This window comes from Paenibacillus polysaccharolyticus, assembly GCF_023714295.1.
Classification (GTDB): domain Bacteria; phylum Bacillota; class Bacilli; order Paenibacillales; family Paenibacillaceae; genus Paenibacillus; species Paenibacillus polysaccharolyticus_A.
In genome coordinates this window covers 1,176,685-1,193,235 of record NZ_JAMAUN010000001.1, presented here as the reverse complement: position 1 = coordinate 1,193,235, position 16,551 = coordinate 1,176,685, and the positions used below count along the sequence as shown (strand labels likewise).

The following is a 16,551-nucleotide window of genomic DNA, read 5'->3' as shown; positions in this document are numbered from 1 at the left end:
CGCTTCCGAAAGTTTGGATATTCATTGGATTATTATGTAAGGTTTATTATCATGTTTAAAATTTTATCCCTTGCGTTTTGCCGATTCTATCTTATAATCTACTTATACGAGAGCAATCTGTCGTATCATTTTGATGCAGTCAGCGGTGATTTATGAACAGTTCAGCAGAACATAGCAGACATATTCCAAGAGAGTATGAGATCAAGCATTCCAAATGGTTACGTAAAATGCTTCATGCTTATTGGGTCGTTGTTATTGTACATTTTTTAGTTCAGATTGGTTGTTATCTTTTTTTGAAATATGATCGCGCCCCCCTGGATTTCATCGTAAACGTTTTATTTTGGCCCACAGTTTTAGCTGTTTTTTGTATTTTGCTCACCAGTTATATGGATCGAAAATTTCCTTTCTGTTCGTTCACTACAATGTCCATAACCAGTACAGTAATTGCCTGGACCATTATTCATGTCAATTACGACATTCGAATTATGCCAGCCATATGTCTTTTACCGATCTTTGCCTCTGTGTTGTTTTATGACAGCAAACGCGTTTGGTTCATTTTTTCATTACAAGTGGCAGGATATGGTCTTCTACTACTTGACCCGGTGTATCGTGCATATCTTAGCTCCTTTGACATGGTTTCCATTCCGATATTTCTGATCCTGGCCACCTATGTGGCACAAATCATTGTGACTACCGGCATCGAAGTACTGGACGATTTACAGACAAGCATGAACGCCAAGGAAGACCTTATCGTCAGAAATGCCATCATTGCCAAACAGTCTAAGACAGACGGGTTAACGAATCTTTATAATCAGAGCTCGTTCAAAGATTATTATGAGAAGGCATTTGAGTACGCCAATCTCGGGATGAGTCTGCATTTGGCGCTGATCGATATTGATGATTTTAAAGTGATCAATGATACGTATGGTCATCGTGTGGGCGACATCATTTTGGAAAAGGTGTCCTTGATCATTCAAGAGAGCATCACGGCTAGTGACATTGCTGCGCGGTATGGCGGTGAAGAATTCGCTTTGTTAATGTTCGAACAATCCTTTGAACAAGCTTATGATCTGGTTGAGCTTATCCGGCAAAAAATTTCATTAATGGGCCATCTGGAACTTGGGGGTGCTTCCATCACTGTAAGTATCGGCCTCAAAGGATACAACCTTGATTTGAGTAAAGATAAGTTGTTTGAAGATGTGGATGCTTGCCTGTATGCTGCCAAACGTACTGGTAAAAATAAAACCGTAACCTCACTCGTTCCAGCATGATGATTAATGAGAAAGTAAATTGAAAAAAGTTGTGTGGTGTACACCCGGTCAAACGGATCACCGCACAACTTTTTTTGTTTTCATACGAATCTGCCTGTTTTTTTGAACTGTGGTTCTTTCTTTATTCTGTTGCCCACTCCCAGCGATGGCGATATTGCTCCAGCCTTGGATGGACCTCATCAGACTGACCGTCAATAATGAGGCGAAGTTCCTTGATCCAATCGGTAAAGGAGTCAAAGGATGCCCATTGATTAGCCATTTCTAAAGTCATATACAGAAAAAGAGGTGACGGGTATTCCGCTTGAATATGTCTTAAGGCTGTATCAATCGGGGTATACTTTTTGCGCTTCCCCTCTAGTCCTTCTACCCGAATTGATGCAGATGCGTGATCACGCCGCCATTCGTGAAGACGATCCTCTCTCTTGTAAAAGGATTGTACCGCGTCTCGGCTCATTCGTTTTACCGTGCTTTCATGTAATGGGTAAAACACTAGCTGCTTGAAAGCTCTTGCATTCATAATCGTAGCTGCACGCTCAAGCTGTTCGTTCGTTACGTTCTCGAACGAGTCGTAGAAGATCAACGTGCCCTTGCGACTAGGCTGAACAGGCTCATAGCCAAAGGGTACGTTTGCATATTTTCCAGACAAGCGCCCCACCTCCCTTCTCAATTACCTCACTGTCCATGCACACCTGCCTTAATGCTCAAGTGACTCCCCACTTCATAGTACTATTATATGCTAACCCTCGTTTTCCAACTCGGAATAAAATGTGACTCTATTCTTGCCTGCCCGTTTGGATCTGTAAAGTGCCTCGTCTGCCATTCGAATAATCTCACTCGGATTGTTGCTATTTGTCGGATACTCCGCTCCTCCAATACTGCATCCAATATGAACTCGCTCATACTCAATAATGAATGGTTTGTTCAGAGTTTGAATAATATCTTGCGCATACTCCATCGCTTCCTGCCGCGGATCATCCGAGGCTGAGCGAAGTACAATCAGGAATTCGTCACCGCCAAGCCGAACCGTTATACCATCCTCATGACTTAGGGCTGTAAGTCGCTGAGCAACTTTTTGCAGTAAAACATCCCCCGTCTGATGTCCCAGCGAATCGTTCACACTTTTGAAACCGTCCAGATCCAGATAGAGAAAAGTTAACGTATGATCCTCGCTCTCCATCTCCAAAGTTTCCTCAAGATACGTCTCTAGGGCTGTGCGGTTCTTCAATCCGGTCAGCTGATCATAATTTGCAAGATTTTGCATCACAACCAGTTCTGAGTCTTTATTCATGATCGAAGAAACCATGTTTCGCAGGGACCGTGACAATGCCTCAATTTCCTTCAGCCCTTTGGTCTCGGGGATATCAATATTCTCTCCTGCACCAAGACGATCTGCAACACGGGTCAGTCGAACCAGTGGAGCCGAGATGAGTCTGGAGAGAAGCCACCCAATCGGCGCAAAGAACAGCATCACAACGATGCCCGCAGCGATGTTAAACCACATCAGATCAACAACGGAGGAAAAAGCTGCCGATTTACCCTGACGGATGATAATGGTCCAACCCAGTCCCGGATAATCTTTATATCCCTGGCTATAGGCTAAACCGGTAACATATTCCTTGCCATCCGGCCATCTTTCAGTGGACCAGCTACTTTTACTGTTCCGATGGTCTCCAATCTCTTCTAATGCAAGTGGTTTACCTACCCACTCTTTGGGACCAAGAAGCACAGTGTGCTCTTTTTTGCTAACGATAAAGAATTCAATATCCTTCTCCTCACGTTGTAAGGGAACGAGTACGGAAGCCTCGACTTCTTTGGCCCACGCCCAACTGAGATGTGCTGCTAATACACCACGAATCTGTCCGTCACTATCCTTAAGCGGGAAACTGATATCTACAAATTGCAATGGCTCTCCCGATGGATTAGGCAATAGTTTGGCGAGCAGCACCGCATTATGTACGTCTCCAATAAATTTACCCTTGATTCCTTCCTGGTACACAGGCCGCTCCGATAAATCTTCGCCTAAAAGTATTCCGTCTGTGGCGGCTAGCACTTTTCCTTTTGGATCCATGAATCCAACCCATGAAAAAGAGGGGAAGCTATTTTGCAGCTGATCCAACAGCATTTGAATATCCTTATGGTTAAATTCATCATTCATAGATGCCATGTTGCCCAGAAGATTCATTTCACCAGAACGAGAGTACATGAAACGATCCAGCTTGTCCACGGTCTGTAGAGCCGTGCTTTCCAGAGAGTGGCCTATTTCGGTTTCCACCGCATCAAATGATTTTTGGCTGAAAACATATCCAATGGTTAAGATAACGAACAGAGATAACACAGCGAAAATGACGGTGAGCACCGTTCTAAGTTTAAATGACATAATTCCTCCTGCACATCCGGTGAACCGCTCTTACAATCTCGATCATCCACAGCTCTGCGCTGCAAAATGATAAGAAATAGCTTTCACTTATTTTGAATTATATCGGTATTTTTCACTGCTTTTTTTATATATGTACACATACAAAATTTACCCAAAACCAAACGGGTTTCTTCTATTCAAAGAATAGTCACGATTCTGTATATACAAACTTGGGTTATGAATAGAGAGAGCAAGCAAGCATATCCTTAGAGCATTGCGCCTGTATGTCACAGAGATACTAACGAGAAAAAACATTGGGGGTGTAATTATTTGAGCCTGCTTCACATTGCAGTTATTTTGCCTTTTGTAGCTGGCATCGTTCTAGCCTTGCTACACAGACTAATCCGGAAAATTCATTTGGGATGGCTTGTACTCGCCGTACCGGCATCGTTATTTGTTTATTTTGTAAGCCAAATCTCTACCGTGTCCCAGCGTCAACCGGTATCCGGACAGATTCCCTGGATTCCGTCCCTGGACATCGGATTTAATCTATATTTGGACGGACTCAGTCTACTGCTAACGTTGCTGATCAGCGGAATAGGCGTGCTTGTCGTCTTTTATTCTATTTTTTATATGAGCAAAACAGAAGCGTTAAACCGGTTCTATCTCTACTTGTTAATGTTTATGGGCGCCATGCTTGGCGTCGTATTATCCGATAATATGATCGTGCTGTATGGGTTCTGGGAACTCACCAGCATTACGTCATTTCTGTTAATCGCCTTTCACTACAAGCGTAAAGCTTCCACATCCGGTGCACAAAAATCGTTCTTGATTACGGTTTTTGGGGGATTCGCTATGCTTGCCGGATTCATGTTGATGTACCTGATGACAGGTACATTCAGTATCCGCGCAACCATTACCGAGTGGGGGCATATTCAGGACAGCAATCTATTCTTACCGGCTCTTGTTCTCATTCTGATTGGAGCGTTCACCAAATCGGCACAATTCCCATTTCACATCTGGTTGCCTGATGCTATGGAAGCTCCAACTCCGGTTAGTGCGTATCTTCACTCAGCCACGATGGTCAAAGCGGGGCTGTATGTGGTCGCGCGCTTCACACCCATATTCGGTGGACAGGGACTCTGGTTCTGGCTTGTAACTGGCGTCGGACTGCTCACATTAGGTTACGGATCATTTTTAGCAGTGAAGAAAAACGATCTCAAGGCCATTCTTGCGTACTCCACCATTTCACAACTTGGTCTGATTATGTCCCTCTTCGGGATCGGATCTGCTGCTCTCTATTTCGGATATGGTGAGTCCTCTACTATGTACACCGTAGCCATCACTGCTGCACTACTCCATCTGTTCAACCACGGTACCTTTAAAGCGGCACTGTTCATGGTCGCCGGCATTGTAGATCATGAGACAGGTACACGAGATATTCGCAAGCTTGGCGGGCTGGCAGCATTCATGCCCATCACATTCAGCCTGGCGCTGATTGGTTCATTAGCCATGGCAGGTATTCCGCCATTTAACGGTTTCCTCAGTAAAGAATTGTTCTTTCAAGCTATGGTACAGATTACAGATCTCCGTATCTTTGGCATGGGCTCCTGGAGTATTTTGCTCCCCGTCGTCGCCTGGCTTGCCAGCGTTTTCACACTAATCTATGCCCTGATTTTTGTGTTCAAAACATTCCTCGGTCGTAGCCAAAGTGAGCTGCCTGCCGAGAAATTACATGAAGCGCCTATCGGCCTGCTCATCCCGCCGCTCGTTCTGGGTGCGCTGGTCATCGGTTTTGGACTCTTTCCGGATCTACTATCCGGGTCATTGATCGAACCGGCAATGGCTGCCGTGCTCCCTTCCCTGCTGAATGGGAATGAACGCTTTGATGTACATTTCTCCTTATGGCATGGCTTGACTCCCGAATTGTTCATGACCATCGGTGTAATTGCGCTAGGGGTCATTTTATACAAGTTACTGCCACGATGGAGGAATATTTATGAGCATTATCCACAGGGATTAACGATTAACAATATGTATCATGTTGTTCTAGACAATGTACAGCACTACGCACGGAAGTGGACAGAAGCCTACATGAACGGCTCCGTCCGCAATTATCTGGTTTATATTTTCTCATTTACCGTTGCGCTGCTCGTTTACGCCTTCTTTCGTTCTGGCGAAAATATTACCTGGCATGTGCAGGATAATGCATCCTACTCATTCTACGAAGTTGTGTTGCTGGTCACGCTGATTGCAGCTGCCATTTCCATTCCCTTTGCGAAAAACCGATTATCTGCTGTCATTATGACCGGTGCTGTCGGTTACCTAGTTACGTTGCTGTTCGTTCTGTTCCGTGCACCGGATCTTGCCCTGACGCAGATGATTGTGGAGACTGTCTCCGTGGCATTGTTCCTGCTCTGCTTCTACCATCTGCCTGAGTTACAACGGGGCAAGTCCAGCCCCCGCTACCTCACAGTGAATGGAATTGTAGCTGTTTCCGTTGGCGTTGTGATGACATTCGTCGCACTCGCTGCAAGCGGCACCGTATCTTTGGACAGCATCTCGGCTTTCTTTATCCAGGAAGCTTACAGTTCCGCAGGTGGTAAAAATGTCGTAAACGTATTACTCGTGGATTTCCGCGGTTATGATACATTACTTGAAATTATGGTTCTTGGCGTAGCCTCATTGTCCATCTACTCCATGATCAACCTGAATCTCGAAGCGAAGGATCTTGGAGCCCGATTGAAATTCCGTAAAAATGAGGAGAAAAAGGACGAAGAACCCGAGCTTGACGATGAAGCGGACAACACCAAAAAATACGGAAACCGCGAGCGTAGTACATTGTCCTGGGACACGGTTCCTTTGCAAAGTAATGATGTATTGTTGCAAACCACAACGAAAGTGGTTGTGTTTATCATTTTAACCTTCTCCATGCATCTGTTCTTTGCCGGGCATCATAATCCTGGCGGTGGTTTCATCGGTGGACTCGTCACGGCCGCAGCCCTGGTCCTTATCGCTCTGGCCTTCAGCACGGATACAATACGCAAAGCGTTACCCATCGATTTTCGGACTTTGACAGCCATAGGTTTAGGCATAGCTCTACTTACTGGTGCAGGTTCATTCCTATTCGGTGTCCCATTTCTCAGCCAGACATTCGGATATTTCGAATTGCCTCTGCTGGGCGAGACAGAGCTTGCTACAGCCATGCTGTTTGATCTAGGCGTATACCTCGCTGTGCTAGGCGTCACCATGACTATCATTTTACAGATCGGGGAGGATCGTTGATATGGAAATTTTGATGTGCGTGGCCGTAGGCATTTTGTTTGCGGTTGCCGTCTTTTTAATCTTGTCACGGAGCCTGCTCCGTATCGTACTTGGCATGTCGATTCTGACACATGGAGTACACCTGTTGTTAATTACGATGTCACGTCTCAAGACAGGCGCTCCTCCACTGCTGGGAGAAATGGCGGAGAAATACGTTGATCCGCTCCCTCAAGCGTTGATTTTAACGTCCATTGTCATCAATTTTGGTCTGACAGCCTTCTTTTTTGTCCTTTCCTACCGTTCTTATCTGAAGCTGAGAACAGACGATATGGAAGAAGTAAGGGGGCGTCCATATGAATAATCTTGTGGTTCTGCCTATCCTGCTTCCACTGATCACGGGCGTGATCACCCTGTTGTTCTTCCGTAAAATCAATACACAACGTTTCTTTAGCGTGATTGGTCTGTTATCCACTGCAACGGTTTCAACCATACTCATCACACGTGTTGCGCAATCCGGTGTCTTGACACTTAATATGGGGGGCTGGCAAGCACCTTATGGAATCGTACTGGTTGCCGATATGGTCGCAGCGTTGCTGGTTGTTGCTGCTTCCATCATTGCGCTGGCTTGCCTGCTCTATGCTTTTCGAAGCATCAACAAGGAGCGCGAGCAACATCACTTCTATCCGTTCTTTCATTTTTTGATTGCGGGCGTGAACGCATCGTTTCTAACCGGGGATCTGTTCAATTTGTTTGTCAGCTTTGAATTGATGCTGATCTCTTCTTACGCTCTCATTGTACTCGGAGGCACGGAAAGACAGCTACGTGAAACGATTAAATATGTACTGATCAATATCGTGTCTTCTGCCTTATTTGTCGCTTCCATCGGCTTTCTGTATTCCATCACAGGTACGCTGAATATGGCCGACTTGTCGGTACGCATTACTGAAGTGGGGCAGAGCGGAGTAGTCACACTGATTGCCGTTCTTTTCCTAATCGTATTCAGTATCAAGGCAGGCTTGTTCCTGTTTTTCTGGTTATCTGGATCTTATGCGGCTCCGCCCGCGGTCGTTACGGCGTTATTCGCTGGTTTGTTAACCAAGGTCGGCCTGTATGCCATTGTGCGAACATTTACGTTGATCTTCTATCATGATCCAGACTTCTTTAATGCTCTGATCGGCTGGATGGCGGGTGCTACGATGATTCTTGGTGTGATTGGAGCGATCTCCTACCGTGATGTGAACAAAATTTTAATCTATAATGTCGTCGCTGGCGTAGGTTTCGTCGCGTTTGGTATGGCTGCTGCCAGCCGTAGTGCTCTGGAAGGATTACTGTTTTATATGCTGCATGACATGTTGATCAAAACACTGCTCTTCCTGCTCGGCGGTGCGCTCATTGCTGTTGCGGGAACTTCCAGGCTCGATAACATGGGTGGACTAATCCAACGTTATCCCGTGCTGGGATGGATGTTTTTCATCAGTGCGCTTGCACTTGCGGGTCTGCCTCCGTTCAGTGGATTCCCGGGAAAATTGATGCTGTTTGAGGGCGGCTTCGAAGCCGGATTATACGGTTTAACTGGTGTTGCCGTTCTCTCTAGTCTACTCATGCTGTATTCGGTACTCCGCATTTTCATTCAGGCGTTCTGGGGTGAGCCTCCTGCAGGCATGGCAAGACGTCCCTATGCAGTGAACGGACTGCTGATTCCTGCCGGAATTCTGTTTGCTTTTATCATCGTCATGGGTCTGGGGGCTGAAGGTATGTTTCAGCTCACGTCTCGCGCAGGTGATATTCTGCTGCATCCCAACATTTATATTGATGCCGTATTGAAGGAGTAGATGTCTATGGCCTTTCAAATTGTACTCAATCTTATTATTGCCTTTGTCTGGATGTTTTTGAATAATGCCTGGAATGGCGTTGGTTTTCTCATTGGATATATGCTTGGATTGCTCCTCATCGGAGGCATGCGACGTTTCTTCCCGCAACGCTTCTACATCGTTCGAGTGTGGGCTATCTTCAAATTGATCGGATTGCTGTTCAAAGAACTCGTTCGAGCAAGCATCGAGGTCATTCGAGAGATTATCAAACCACGGCTAGACATTCGACCAGGCATTTTCACCTATCGTACACAGTTATCTTCGGATTGGGAAGTGACACTGCTGTGTCTGCTGATTTCATTAACACCAGGTTCACTGCCACTTGAAATCTCGGGGAATCAGCGTAAGCTTTTCATTCATGCACTGGATATCAAGGACGAAGAGAAACTGCGTAACGATATTCAGAATACGTTCGAAAAAGCAATCATGGAGGTGACACGTTAATGTTATCCTCACTACTATTTATCTCACTGCTCATTCTGTCCCTTGCGATTCTGGCTTGTTTGTATCGTGTTCTTCGCGGCCCGTCCATGGCTGACCGAATTACGGCTCTTGATACGATCGGTATCAATGTCATTGCCATCGTAGCTGTACTCTCCATGATGCTGAAGACACAGGCTTATTTGGATATCATTTTGCTGATCGGTATTCTGGCTTTTCTGAGCACAGTCGCATTTGCACGTTATATTGAACGAGGGGCGGTGTTTAAAAATGAAGGAGATCGTTAGTGGCACCGCCGAAACGGGAATTGGGCTGCTGGTGCTGCTTGGAGCCCTCCTTAGTGCACTCAGCGCCTTCGGACTCATTCGCCTGCCTGATGTATATTTGAGAGCCCACGCTGCCACCAAAAGCATGACACTTGGCGTGTTTTGTGTACTCAGCGGTGCATTTTTCTTCTTTTGGTATTTTGACAACTATATCAGTGCTCGCCTACTGCTCGGTATATTGTTTGTTTTCATCACTGCGCCTGTTGCGGGGCACCTGAACGGCCGTGCGGCCTACCGTACCGATGTGCCTCTCTGGGAGCAAAGTGTGCAAGACGAACTTGAACCGCTGTTAAAAGGGAAAAAGATGAATCATGAAGCAAAGGATATGATGGAGTAGCTTGTATAGAGGCTAAATTAAGAGGTTTACACTAGACACTCCGATGACAGAATAACCTTCCGATCTCTGTTATCCCCGGATTTTTTTTATTCCCTTTTCCAAAGGGGAAAATCCGGGGTTAAAGGCGAAGCGTATGCTTTCGATGTTAGCTTTCTTTCAGAAAGCTTTTGGCTTCGCTTCTTCAGGTTTTTTCTGTCCTCTCCGTTAAAGTGTAAAAAAATTTTTCAACTTATATAGGTGGCGAAAATAAGTAAAAAATCCCCTGGAGATATCGCGCGTAAGCGGCTTTCCTCCAGGGGATTTCTTATATAACCTAAATATCGTTTGTGTACTTCAAATACAGATAGAACTTACCCAACACACTACTTTCTTATTAGAAACCGTTTAAGCCTTGGCGTTTCAGATCCGCAGCCACGATTCGAGCAAGCTGTGATGCCCCTTGCCGGTTCGGATGCAAAGTATCACCATTCATGTACAGAGCAAGCGTAGCTGCTGGACCAATCGAAGTGAAGTATGCAGAGCTGAGCTTGTTTAGATCCACTAGAGTTACTCCCTCTTCCTGAGCTAGTGCACGCGTTGAAGCATTATACCAACGGTTCTCCGCCTGATGCACATTAGCGGAATTAAAGTCTGTTGCTCTCCCTTGAGGTGTCGAGAGAATAACGGTTGCCCCTTTGTTTTTCGCCAGACGAACCATATCACGCATGATTTCTTTGAATTGAGCCTCAGTTGTGTTGTTTTTGGCGTTCGTATCATTAATTCCGAGCTGTAGAATAAAATAGTCACCCGGCTTGATATACTTCAGAATCGCTTCCATCTGACCATCGTCACGGAATCCTCTGGCAATCTGCCCGCTTGTGGCCATGTTACGTACTTGGAACGTTGTATTGTTTACATATGAAGGAAGCAACTGCCCCCAGCCACCCTGTACGCTACTCCCAAGCGGATAATAGTTGCATACCGTTGAGTCTCCACCGATATAGATCGTACGATTCGTGACAGGCTGGTTGGACAGTTTCCGAATTTCAAGGGCACTTAGCGTAAAAGCAGTACCTGCTTTTCCTTCCGTTACCAGCAGATTCAGCTGTCCGTCTGTCACTGGAATCTGGAATTGATCCGTAGCGCCGTTGCCCGTCATATTCATGATCTGATATACTCCTTCGGCTGCCACACTTGCTCTGGCCGTGTTACCCAGAGTTACTTTGACCTCATATAGACCATTGGGCAGGTCAACATTAAAGGTATTATCACTTTTTGTCCCAAATTTCAGAAATTGAACGGCATCACTTGCAACACCACTCCCTGAAGCGGAAACATTTTTCATATTAGCCGGTGTATTGAAACCATAACCTCTTGCAGCTGTATAGGCTGTCGAGGCAGACACTCCAGTATATCCGTTCGCCACGGTTCCTGAACCAAAATCGAATTTGTAATGATCCGATGCAGCCTCGGCCACCTCTGCTCTGTCACTCCCAAATCCAACCGCGATCATACTCGTAGCAAGTACAGTACATAACATGATTCGTAAAGAAGTTCTCCATTTCATCATATAACGCTCCTCTCGAATTCGAATGATACGGTTTTGTACCCATCACATTCCAGATCATGATGAAAAATATTACGATTACAATACCTGTTCAAGCCAATCATAGGCTTTTGCACCGCTTATCTCATGTCCACCGTCGAAATAATCGGCATCCAGCGCTTGTTCTGCTCCTGCATGTTCATAAATCATTTTCAACCGTACGTGAGCCTCCCGTGCGGAATGAAGCGGAAATACAAGATCTTCGCTTCCAATCTCCAGAAAGAGAGGGCGCGGAGCAATCAGACCGATGATATCCGGCAGCTCTGATTCCTGCAGAATCCCCGGAATGTAGTTGTCGAGGCAATGATTGCGGTCCAGAATGCTGCCATGGAATGTACTTGCATAACCACTTACTACGGCCGCTTTGCATCGCTCGTCCAATGCGGCTGTAAAGGCTGTAACCAATCCCCCACCGGAGATACCCATGCTTCCGATCCGTTCAGAATTAACTTCAGACCGTGTCGATAAATAATCGAACACGCGCGTTGTTTCATACACCCGATGTCCTGCAAGCGTCTTACCCGCCATAAGCAGATGTGCGGCAATCTTCGTACAAGAACTTGCGCCCGGAGGTGCATCTCGATCCTCATCCAGCCTTCTGTCCCCAAATCCAAGCAGTTCTGGAGCAGCTACAACGTACCCACGCTTCACGAGCGCAACGGCAAAATCTTTGTGTAATCCAGGCTCCCCTGCCCGTGGCGAACCATCCGGCTCCATTCCGCAAATCTCCCGACTCCCATAGCCATGCCCATGACAAGCAACAACAGCAGGTCTCTTCATGTCGGTAGCGCTTACATCTCCCGGAATTAAAAGATAAATAGGCATCCTTAGTCCCGTGTAAGTTGTGATCTCAATCCGCTCACGGATGTAACCGTCACATGGAACACGTTCCAGTACGACAGGGTTCAATGAAGCGGGCATCATTGGAAAATCGCCCAGCTTTTCTTGGACACGTGTACGCAATTGATTTTGCCACAACTCCAAGGGTTGATCTGCATCATACGCAGAACGACCTTGAAGTGTGGTTTGTTGCTGCAGATAAGCTTCGATTTCGGACATGATTCAGTGTACCTCCTATAGGTTCTGGAATGATGCAAATGGGTGAATTGTAAAATTTGGTAACCCCTATCTATTATAGTACTAGTAGTAACATCGTCGCTACCTTTAGTTTACGGCTTTAGACCACTTTCCACCACTCGTGCTCCCGTGTTTTTCCTTCCTGAACATTACAATATGCACTACATTCAGCCAGGCAGCCACCAATTCCATCTCCCCATCAGTTTCATCAAGGACGGAACAAGCACAAGACGGATCAACGTAACATCGATGAATACGGCTGCCGTAATGCCAATCCCAAGCTGCCTTACCCCTTCAACTTCAGCAAAAGCGAAAGGAACAGTCACAGCCAGTAAAATACCTGCTGCAGAAGTAATTAAACGACCTGTTGAAGCCAAACCGTGTCGAACAGCTGTGTCACTATCCCCTGTTTGTCTGTACACTTCCTGTATTCGGCTTAACATAAAAACACCGTAGTCCATCGATATGCCGAAAACAAGGCCCGCAATGAATACCGGAATCATAATCGCAATTGATGATACTTCCATTCCCAGATGACCCTCGTTAAAGACCCATACAAGTATGCCAAAGGATGCCGCCAGACTAAGCAAGTTCATCAGAATCGCTTTTAGTGGTATTAGTAGTGAACGGAACGCGAGTAGCAACACCAGATAATTGCTGACCACGACAAATACAAGTACTTTGGGTAACTGCTGTTTAATCTCATGTTTAATCTCATCCTCATAAACTGCTTCGCCGCCATAACGAATCGGAATGGTCTTTGGCATAGCTGTTATATCTTCTGCCCTTGTCTGCCGTAGCCATTCTTTCATCTCATCTGAACCCGCTTCCCCGTAAACACCAACCGTCAATCGGATAAACGAATCCGAAATGCCTCCTTGGGATTGGATACTCACTACTCTGGCATCCCGTTGAAGCTGGGTCACTTTGTGTTTAGCCAGTTCCAAATGTGGAGCTGTTAGCGGAGCATCCTTGTTCCCGATGATCATATCGACCCATGAAGTATGTTCCTGACCAAAGTTACGCTCGATCTGCTCAGATGCTTGACGGGACTCCATTCTGGCAGGTAAAGAAGAAGCATCGGGTACGGACAAATCCATCCTTGTAACGGGAAACACGCAATACAGCAATAGTGTCGTACCTACGAGTCCCATCCATACAGGACGTTTCATGACGATCGCTGACCAGCGGTGCCAGAAACTGTGTTCAAGTGTACTCTCCTTTGTTTGTTGTTCTGTAACGCCGGATGTACGTGTTATGCGAGCAAATACTCGGTCTGCACTTAGGCAAAGAATAGCAGGTAACAAGGTTACATTTAACAACAAAGCCAGCACCAGAACAATGGTAGCCCCAAGCGACACACTGAGAAACATAGGCAGCCTGATCCAGAGCAGACCCAGCAAACCCAGGAATACACATGCCGCTGAGAAGAGAACCGCTCGACCAGCTGTGCACAATGTCCGTTGCAAAAGTTCACGTTGCATGTTGCTAACGTTGAACTTGCCTTTCATTGCGTAAATCCGCTGTAGTTCCTCCCTGTACCTGCTCAAAATAATAAGTGCAAAATCAATGCTGAGCGCCATACCCACCATTGGAATGACGTTAATAATAAAATTGGACAGTTCCAGGTAGTGACCCAGTAAAGACGTTATGCCCATTGCCGTAATCACTGCACTGATCCCCATCATGACAGCAATACATGCCGCATACAGTCCTCTGAATGCAAAGCAAAGAATGATTAATGCAATGGGTAGCCCCACGATCTCTGCTCGTTCTAAATCCCGAAAGCTCAGTCGATTAACATCCTGTTGCACGACTGGTTTTCCTGTCAGTTGCATGGTTCCGAGCTGATGAGTTTGTTTGTCCATGTCGAGAAGCCCGCGTAATCGCTCTAATGGAAGCCTCATTTGATGGGGTTCAACGTCCATATGAATCAGCGCATAAGCTTGATCTTCGCGCATAAGTCTTCCCTGTGTGTTCACGTCGAGAGGAGAGATCACTGAGGTTATTGCCGGCAAGGTGCGGACTGCGGCAAGCCGTTCTTGAATCCAGGTCCTGAAGCCGATCTCCGATGTATTCGGGTGTTTATTAAAAAGCAACACGACCGGATCAGGTGGAGTATCAAACTCCTGCTCTAATATCCGTTCCACGGCTTGGGCTTGTCCCTGAGCCAGCTTTAACCCGTGATCCTGAACCATGTTAGGCAGCTTCCACGCCCAGGCTACTGACATCCCGATGATAAACACCCAGCAGATGATAATAAACCGCGGATATCGGCTGATGAAGGCAGCCAAGCTTCGATATCCCATCCCCAAGCTCCTCTGCAACAAAATATAGATTCTCATTCATGATCAACGCCGTAACTTGTGCTTTGTATAGTACAAGTCTATTCATCAGCCAACATGATTATGTTCCTAATGAAACAAAGACAAATAGCCTCATGCATGTGCTGCACGGGGCTGTCCGTCCTCATTGATTCATTTCACATCCGATTATTCGGGCCGAATGACGGTGAATCGATCACCAAGTTTGGCATAATCATTACCTGCCAGACGACTGATCGGTTTTAACTGATCCATTAAGATATACCCTTTATCCGCAAGATAGACCTTCTCGCTAAAATGATACTGCACGATACGAACCAGAAGTAGATCACTTACAGGTACGCCTTCATCATTCGAGATCGGAATATGTTGATACAGCTTGCACTCCATCCGGATCAGCGCTTCCTGAATTCCGGGTACAGCGACCACGGAACTGGGTACAGTTGTCAGATGAGTCCGTTCTAATTCACTTTCATGTGGCTCCAGTAAAGCCGCAGTTTCATTCACGTCTTCAATAATGTCTTCGTCACAAATGTGCACAACCAGTTCATTATGGGCGAGCACATTGCGTGCCGTATCCTTCATTACACCATTTTTACGTCCCACCGAGATGGATAACAGTGGTGGATCAGAGCTCACGATATTGAAAAAGCTAAATGGCGCTGCATTAATGATTCCATCATGATCTGAAAGCGTAGTTACAAAGGCAATCGGACGCGGTACGATTGAACCGCTCATTAATTTATAATTATCTTTAGCCGTGAGTTCTGCCGAATTTAGTGAATACATATGTAAGTCCCCTTTCCTACTCGCATGCATGAGGCTGATCCTCAGCTTCTTAGCTTTAACTTCTCCTTCGTTATTATATATGCATACCGTCCATAAAAACAAAACAATACTTGTATAGACCTAATGGCAATCATGAGTGTCCCACCTTATTGCTCACGTTTAGAAATACACACTTGTTAAACAATCACATCTAGGCGAATACCGTCATAGACTGTTTTCAGAATAAGATGACAGGAAGGATGTTCTTGAATATGAACCATGTTTATTCTCCTTATGCAGGTTATTATGAAGGTCGTTATACAAGTTACGGCGAAGATCGTTCCATTCAATTCCCTCCACTCTTCCCGGGTGGAGGTAGTCTCCCTGGAGGGCAAACTCCGCCAGGCATTCCCGGAAGCCCGGGCTCCTATCCTCCTTTCATTCCTGGTGCAGGAACCCCTCCGGGTCCCTATTTCCCTGGTGGCATGCCGGGTCCTGGTCCGGGCCCAGCTCCAGGTGTACCCGCACAGCTAGCTCAGGGAAATCTCCCTTCCCTGCTAAGCGCCTATCCTCGCCCGGTCGGTCAGCCGCCTGCCGAGATGTTATTTTTGTATAACCTTATCAAAAGCAGTCCTGGACTACTGCCACTCTTCCTCCAGCAGCAACCGCAAAGCTTGACACAAGCCGTTCAATTTGCCCAAACAGGTGCGGCCGCCCCACGGGATCAGGAGCAGCGTGTACTCCCTAACTTCTGTTATAACCGTTGGTCGCTCGTGTTTACGTATAATGATGTGTATTTAATGTGGCCTGCTATTAATCTGTTTGGCTTTGTTGTCGGCTATTTCTATCCATATCAGACACCAGGAATTCTGCTCAACACCCAAATTCTGTTCGCCCTTTGTTAGTGGCAGGCAGACTAAAACGGCCCGCA

The 16,551-nt window shown here is 46.2% G+C and carries 14 protein-coding genes; 8 read left to right on the top strand and 6 right to left on the bottom strand.

What is annotated here, in order from left to right; all coding sequences use genetic code 11:
• The first annotated feature begins 422 nt into the window (after positions 1-422).
• Complete coding sequence (locus M3629_RS05760; protein WP_338119248.1) at positions 423-1,271, top strand: GGDEF domain-containing protein; 849 nt, start codon at positions 423-425, stop codon at positions 1,269-1,271.
• Between the two features lie 121 nt (positions 1,272-1,392).
• Here M3629_RS05760 and M3629_RS05755 read toward each other — a convergent pair whose 3' ends face one another.
• On the bottom strand, positions 1,393-1,917 hold the full coding sequence (locus tag M3629_RS05755; RefSeq protein ID WP_251503250.1) for a hypothetical protein: 525 nt from the start codon (positions 1,915-1,917) through the stop codon (positions 1,393-1,395).
• Positions 1,918-2,007: 90 nt separating this feature from the next.
• Positions 2,008-3,648, bottom strand: coding sequence for a diguanylate cyclase domain-containing protein (locus M3629_RS05750; RefSeq protein WP_251503249.1), 1,641 nt, complete (start codon positions 3,646-3,648; stop codon positions 2,008-2,010).
• A gap of 309 nt (positions 3,649-3,957) precedes the next feature.
• Here M3629_RS05750 and M3629_RS05745 point away from each other — a divergent pair, with 309 nt between their 5' ends.
• The 6 genes from M3629_RS05745 to mnhG are packed head-to-tail and all read left to right on the top strand — an operon-like array spanning position 3,958 to position 9,866.
• Positions 3,958-6,912 (top strand): Na+/H+ antiporter subunit A, encoded by a 2,955-nt coding sequence (locus M3629_RS05745; RefSeq protein WP_251503248.1) that lies wholly within the window; start codon positions 3,958-3,960, stop codon positions 6,910-6,912.
• 1 nt (position 6,913) lies between these two features.
• Entirely contained in the window at positions 6,914-7,252 is a 339-nt protein-coding gene (locus M3629_RS05740) for a Na(+)/H(+) antiporter subunit C (RefSeq protein ID WP_090920602.1), read from the top strand.
• On the top strand, positions 7,245-8,723 hold the full coding sequence (locus tag M3629_RS05735) for a Na+/H+ antiporter subunit D (RefSeq protein ID WP_251503247.1): 1,479 nt from the start codon (positions 7,245-7,247) through the stop codon (positions 8,721-8,723). The genes M3629_RS05740 and M3629_RS05735 overlap by 8 nt, the downstream gene beginning before the upstream one ends.
• A 6-nt stretch (positions 8,724-8,729) precedes the next feature.
• Positions 8,730-9,206 (top strand): Na+/H+ antiporter subunit E, encoded by a 477-nt coding sequence (locus M3629_RS05730; RefSeq protein WP_090920607.1) that lies wholly within the window; start codon positions 8,730-8,732, stop codon positions 9,204-9,206.
• Positions 9,206-9,490 (top strand): Na(+)/H(+) antiporter subunit F1, encoded by a 285-nt coding sequence (locus M3629_RS05725; RefSeq protein WP_090920611.1) that lies wholly within the window; start codon positions 9,206-9,208, stop codon positions 9,488-9,490. Before M3629_RS05730 ends, M3629_RS05725 begins: the two co-directional genes overlap by 1 nt.
• Positions 9,474-9,866, top strand: coding sequence for a monovalent cation/H(+) antiporter subunit G (gene mnhG / locus M3629_RS05720; RefSeq protein WP_251503246.1), 393 nt, complete (start codon positions 9,474-9,476; stop codon positions 9,864-9,866). The genes M3629_RS05725 and mnhG overlap by 17 nt, the downstream gene beginning before the upstream one ends.
• A 373-nt stretch (positions 9,867-10,239) precedes the next feature.
• Here mnhG and M3629_RS05715 read toward each other — a convergent pair whose 3' ends face one another.
• From M3629_RS05715 to M3629_RS05700, 4 genes are all read right to left on the bottom strand, one after another.
• Positions 10,240-11,358 carry a rhamnogalacturonan acetylesterase gene (locus M3629_RS05715; protein ID WP_435368195.1) on the bottom strand — a complete coding sequence of 373 codons (1,119 nt, stop codon included), beginning with the start codon at positions 11,356-11,358 and terminating at the stop codon, positions 10,240-10,242.
• A gap of 132 nt (positions 11,359-11,490) precedes the next feature.
• Positions 11,491-12,510: an alpha/beta hydrolase family protein gene (locus tag M3629_RS05710; RefSeq protein WP_251503244.1), complete on the bottom strand. Its 1,020-nt coding sequence runs from the start codon at positions 12,508-12,510 to the stop codon at positions 11,491-11,493.
• 185 nt (positions 12,511-12,695) lie between these two features.
• Positions 12,696-14,837 (bottom strand): MMPL family transporter, encoded by a 2,142-nt coding sequence (locus tag M3629_RS05705; protein WP_251503243.1) that lies wholly within the window; start codon positions 14,835-14,837, stop codon positions 12,696-12,698.
• A gap of 183 nt (positions 14,838-15,020) precedes the next feature.
• Complete coding sequence (locus M3629_RS05700) at positions 15,021-15,641, bottom strand: flavin reductase family protein (protein WP_251503242.1); 621 nt, start codon at positions 15,639-15,641, stop codon at positions 15,021-15,023.
• 245 nt (positions 15,642-15,886) lie between these two features.
• Between M3629_RS05700 and M3629_RS28385 the strand changes: the two genes are divergently transcribed.
• On the top strand, positions 15,887-16,525 hold the full coding sequence (locus tag M3629_RS28385) for a hypothetical protein (RefSeq protein WP_435368178.1): 639 nt from the start codon (positions 15,887-15,889) through the stop codon (positions 16,523-16,525).
• Positions 16,526-16,551 lie beyond the last annotated feature (26 nt).

What these genes read in the sequence shown, in the direction of transcription:
- M3629_RS05760 (WP_338119248.1), top strand. Translation starts at nt 423, where the DNA reads ATGTCCATAACCAGTACAGTAATTGCCTGGACCATTATTCATGTCAAT.
- M3629_RS05750 (WP_251503249.1), bottom strand. Translation starts at nt 3,648, where the DNA reads ATGTCATTTAAACTTAGAACGGTGCTCACCGTCATTTTCGCTGTGTTA.
- M3629_RS05740 (WP_090920602.1), top strand. Translation starts at nt 6,914, where the DNA reads ATGGAAATTTTGATGTGCGTGGCCGTAGGCATTTTGTTTGCGGTTGCC.
- M3629_RS05735 (WP_251503247.1), top strand. Translation starts at nt 7,245, where the DNA reads ATGAATAATCTTGTGGTTCTGCCTATCCTGCTTCCACTGATCACGGGC.
- M3629_RS05730 (WP_090920607.1), top strand. Translation starts at nt 8,730, where the DNA reads ATGGCCTTTCAAATTGTACTCAATCTTATTATTGCCTTTGTCTGGATG.
- M3629_RS05725 (WP_090920611.1), top strand. Translation starts at nt 9,206, where the DNA reads ATGTTATCCTCACTACTATTTATCTCACTGCTCATTCTGTCCCTTGCG.
- mnhG (WP_251503246.1), top strand. Translation starts at nt 9,474, where the DNA reads ATGAAGGAGATCGTTAGTGGCACCGCCGAAACGGGAATTGGGCTGCTG.
- M3629_RS05715 (WP_435368195.1), bottom strand. Translation starts at nt 11,358, where the DNA reads ATGATCGCGGTTGGATTTGGGAGTGACAGAGCAGAGGTGGCCGAGGCT.
- M3629_RS05710 (WP_251503244.1), bottom strand. Translation starts at nt 12,510, where the DNA reads ATGTCCGAAATCGAAGCTTATCTGCAGCAACAAACCACACTTCAAGGT.
- M3629_RS05705 (WP_251503243.1), bottom strand. Translation starts at nt 14,837, where the DNA reads ATGGGATATCGAAGCTTGGCTGCCTTCATCAGCCGATATCCGCGGTTT.
- M3629_RS05700 (WP_251503242.1), bottom strand. Translation starts at nt 15,641, where the DNA reads ATGTATTCACTAAATTCGGCAGAACTCACGGCTAAAGATAATTATAAA.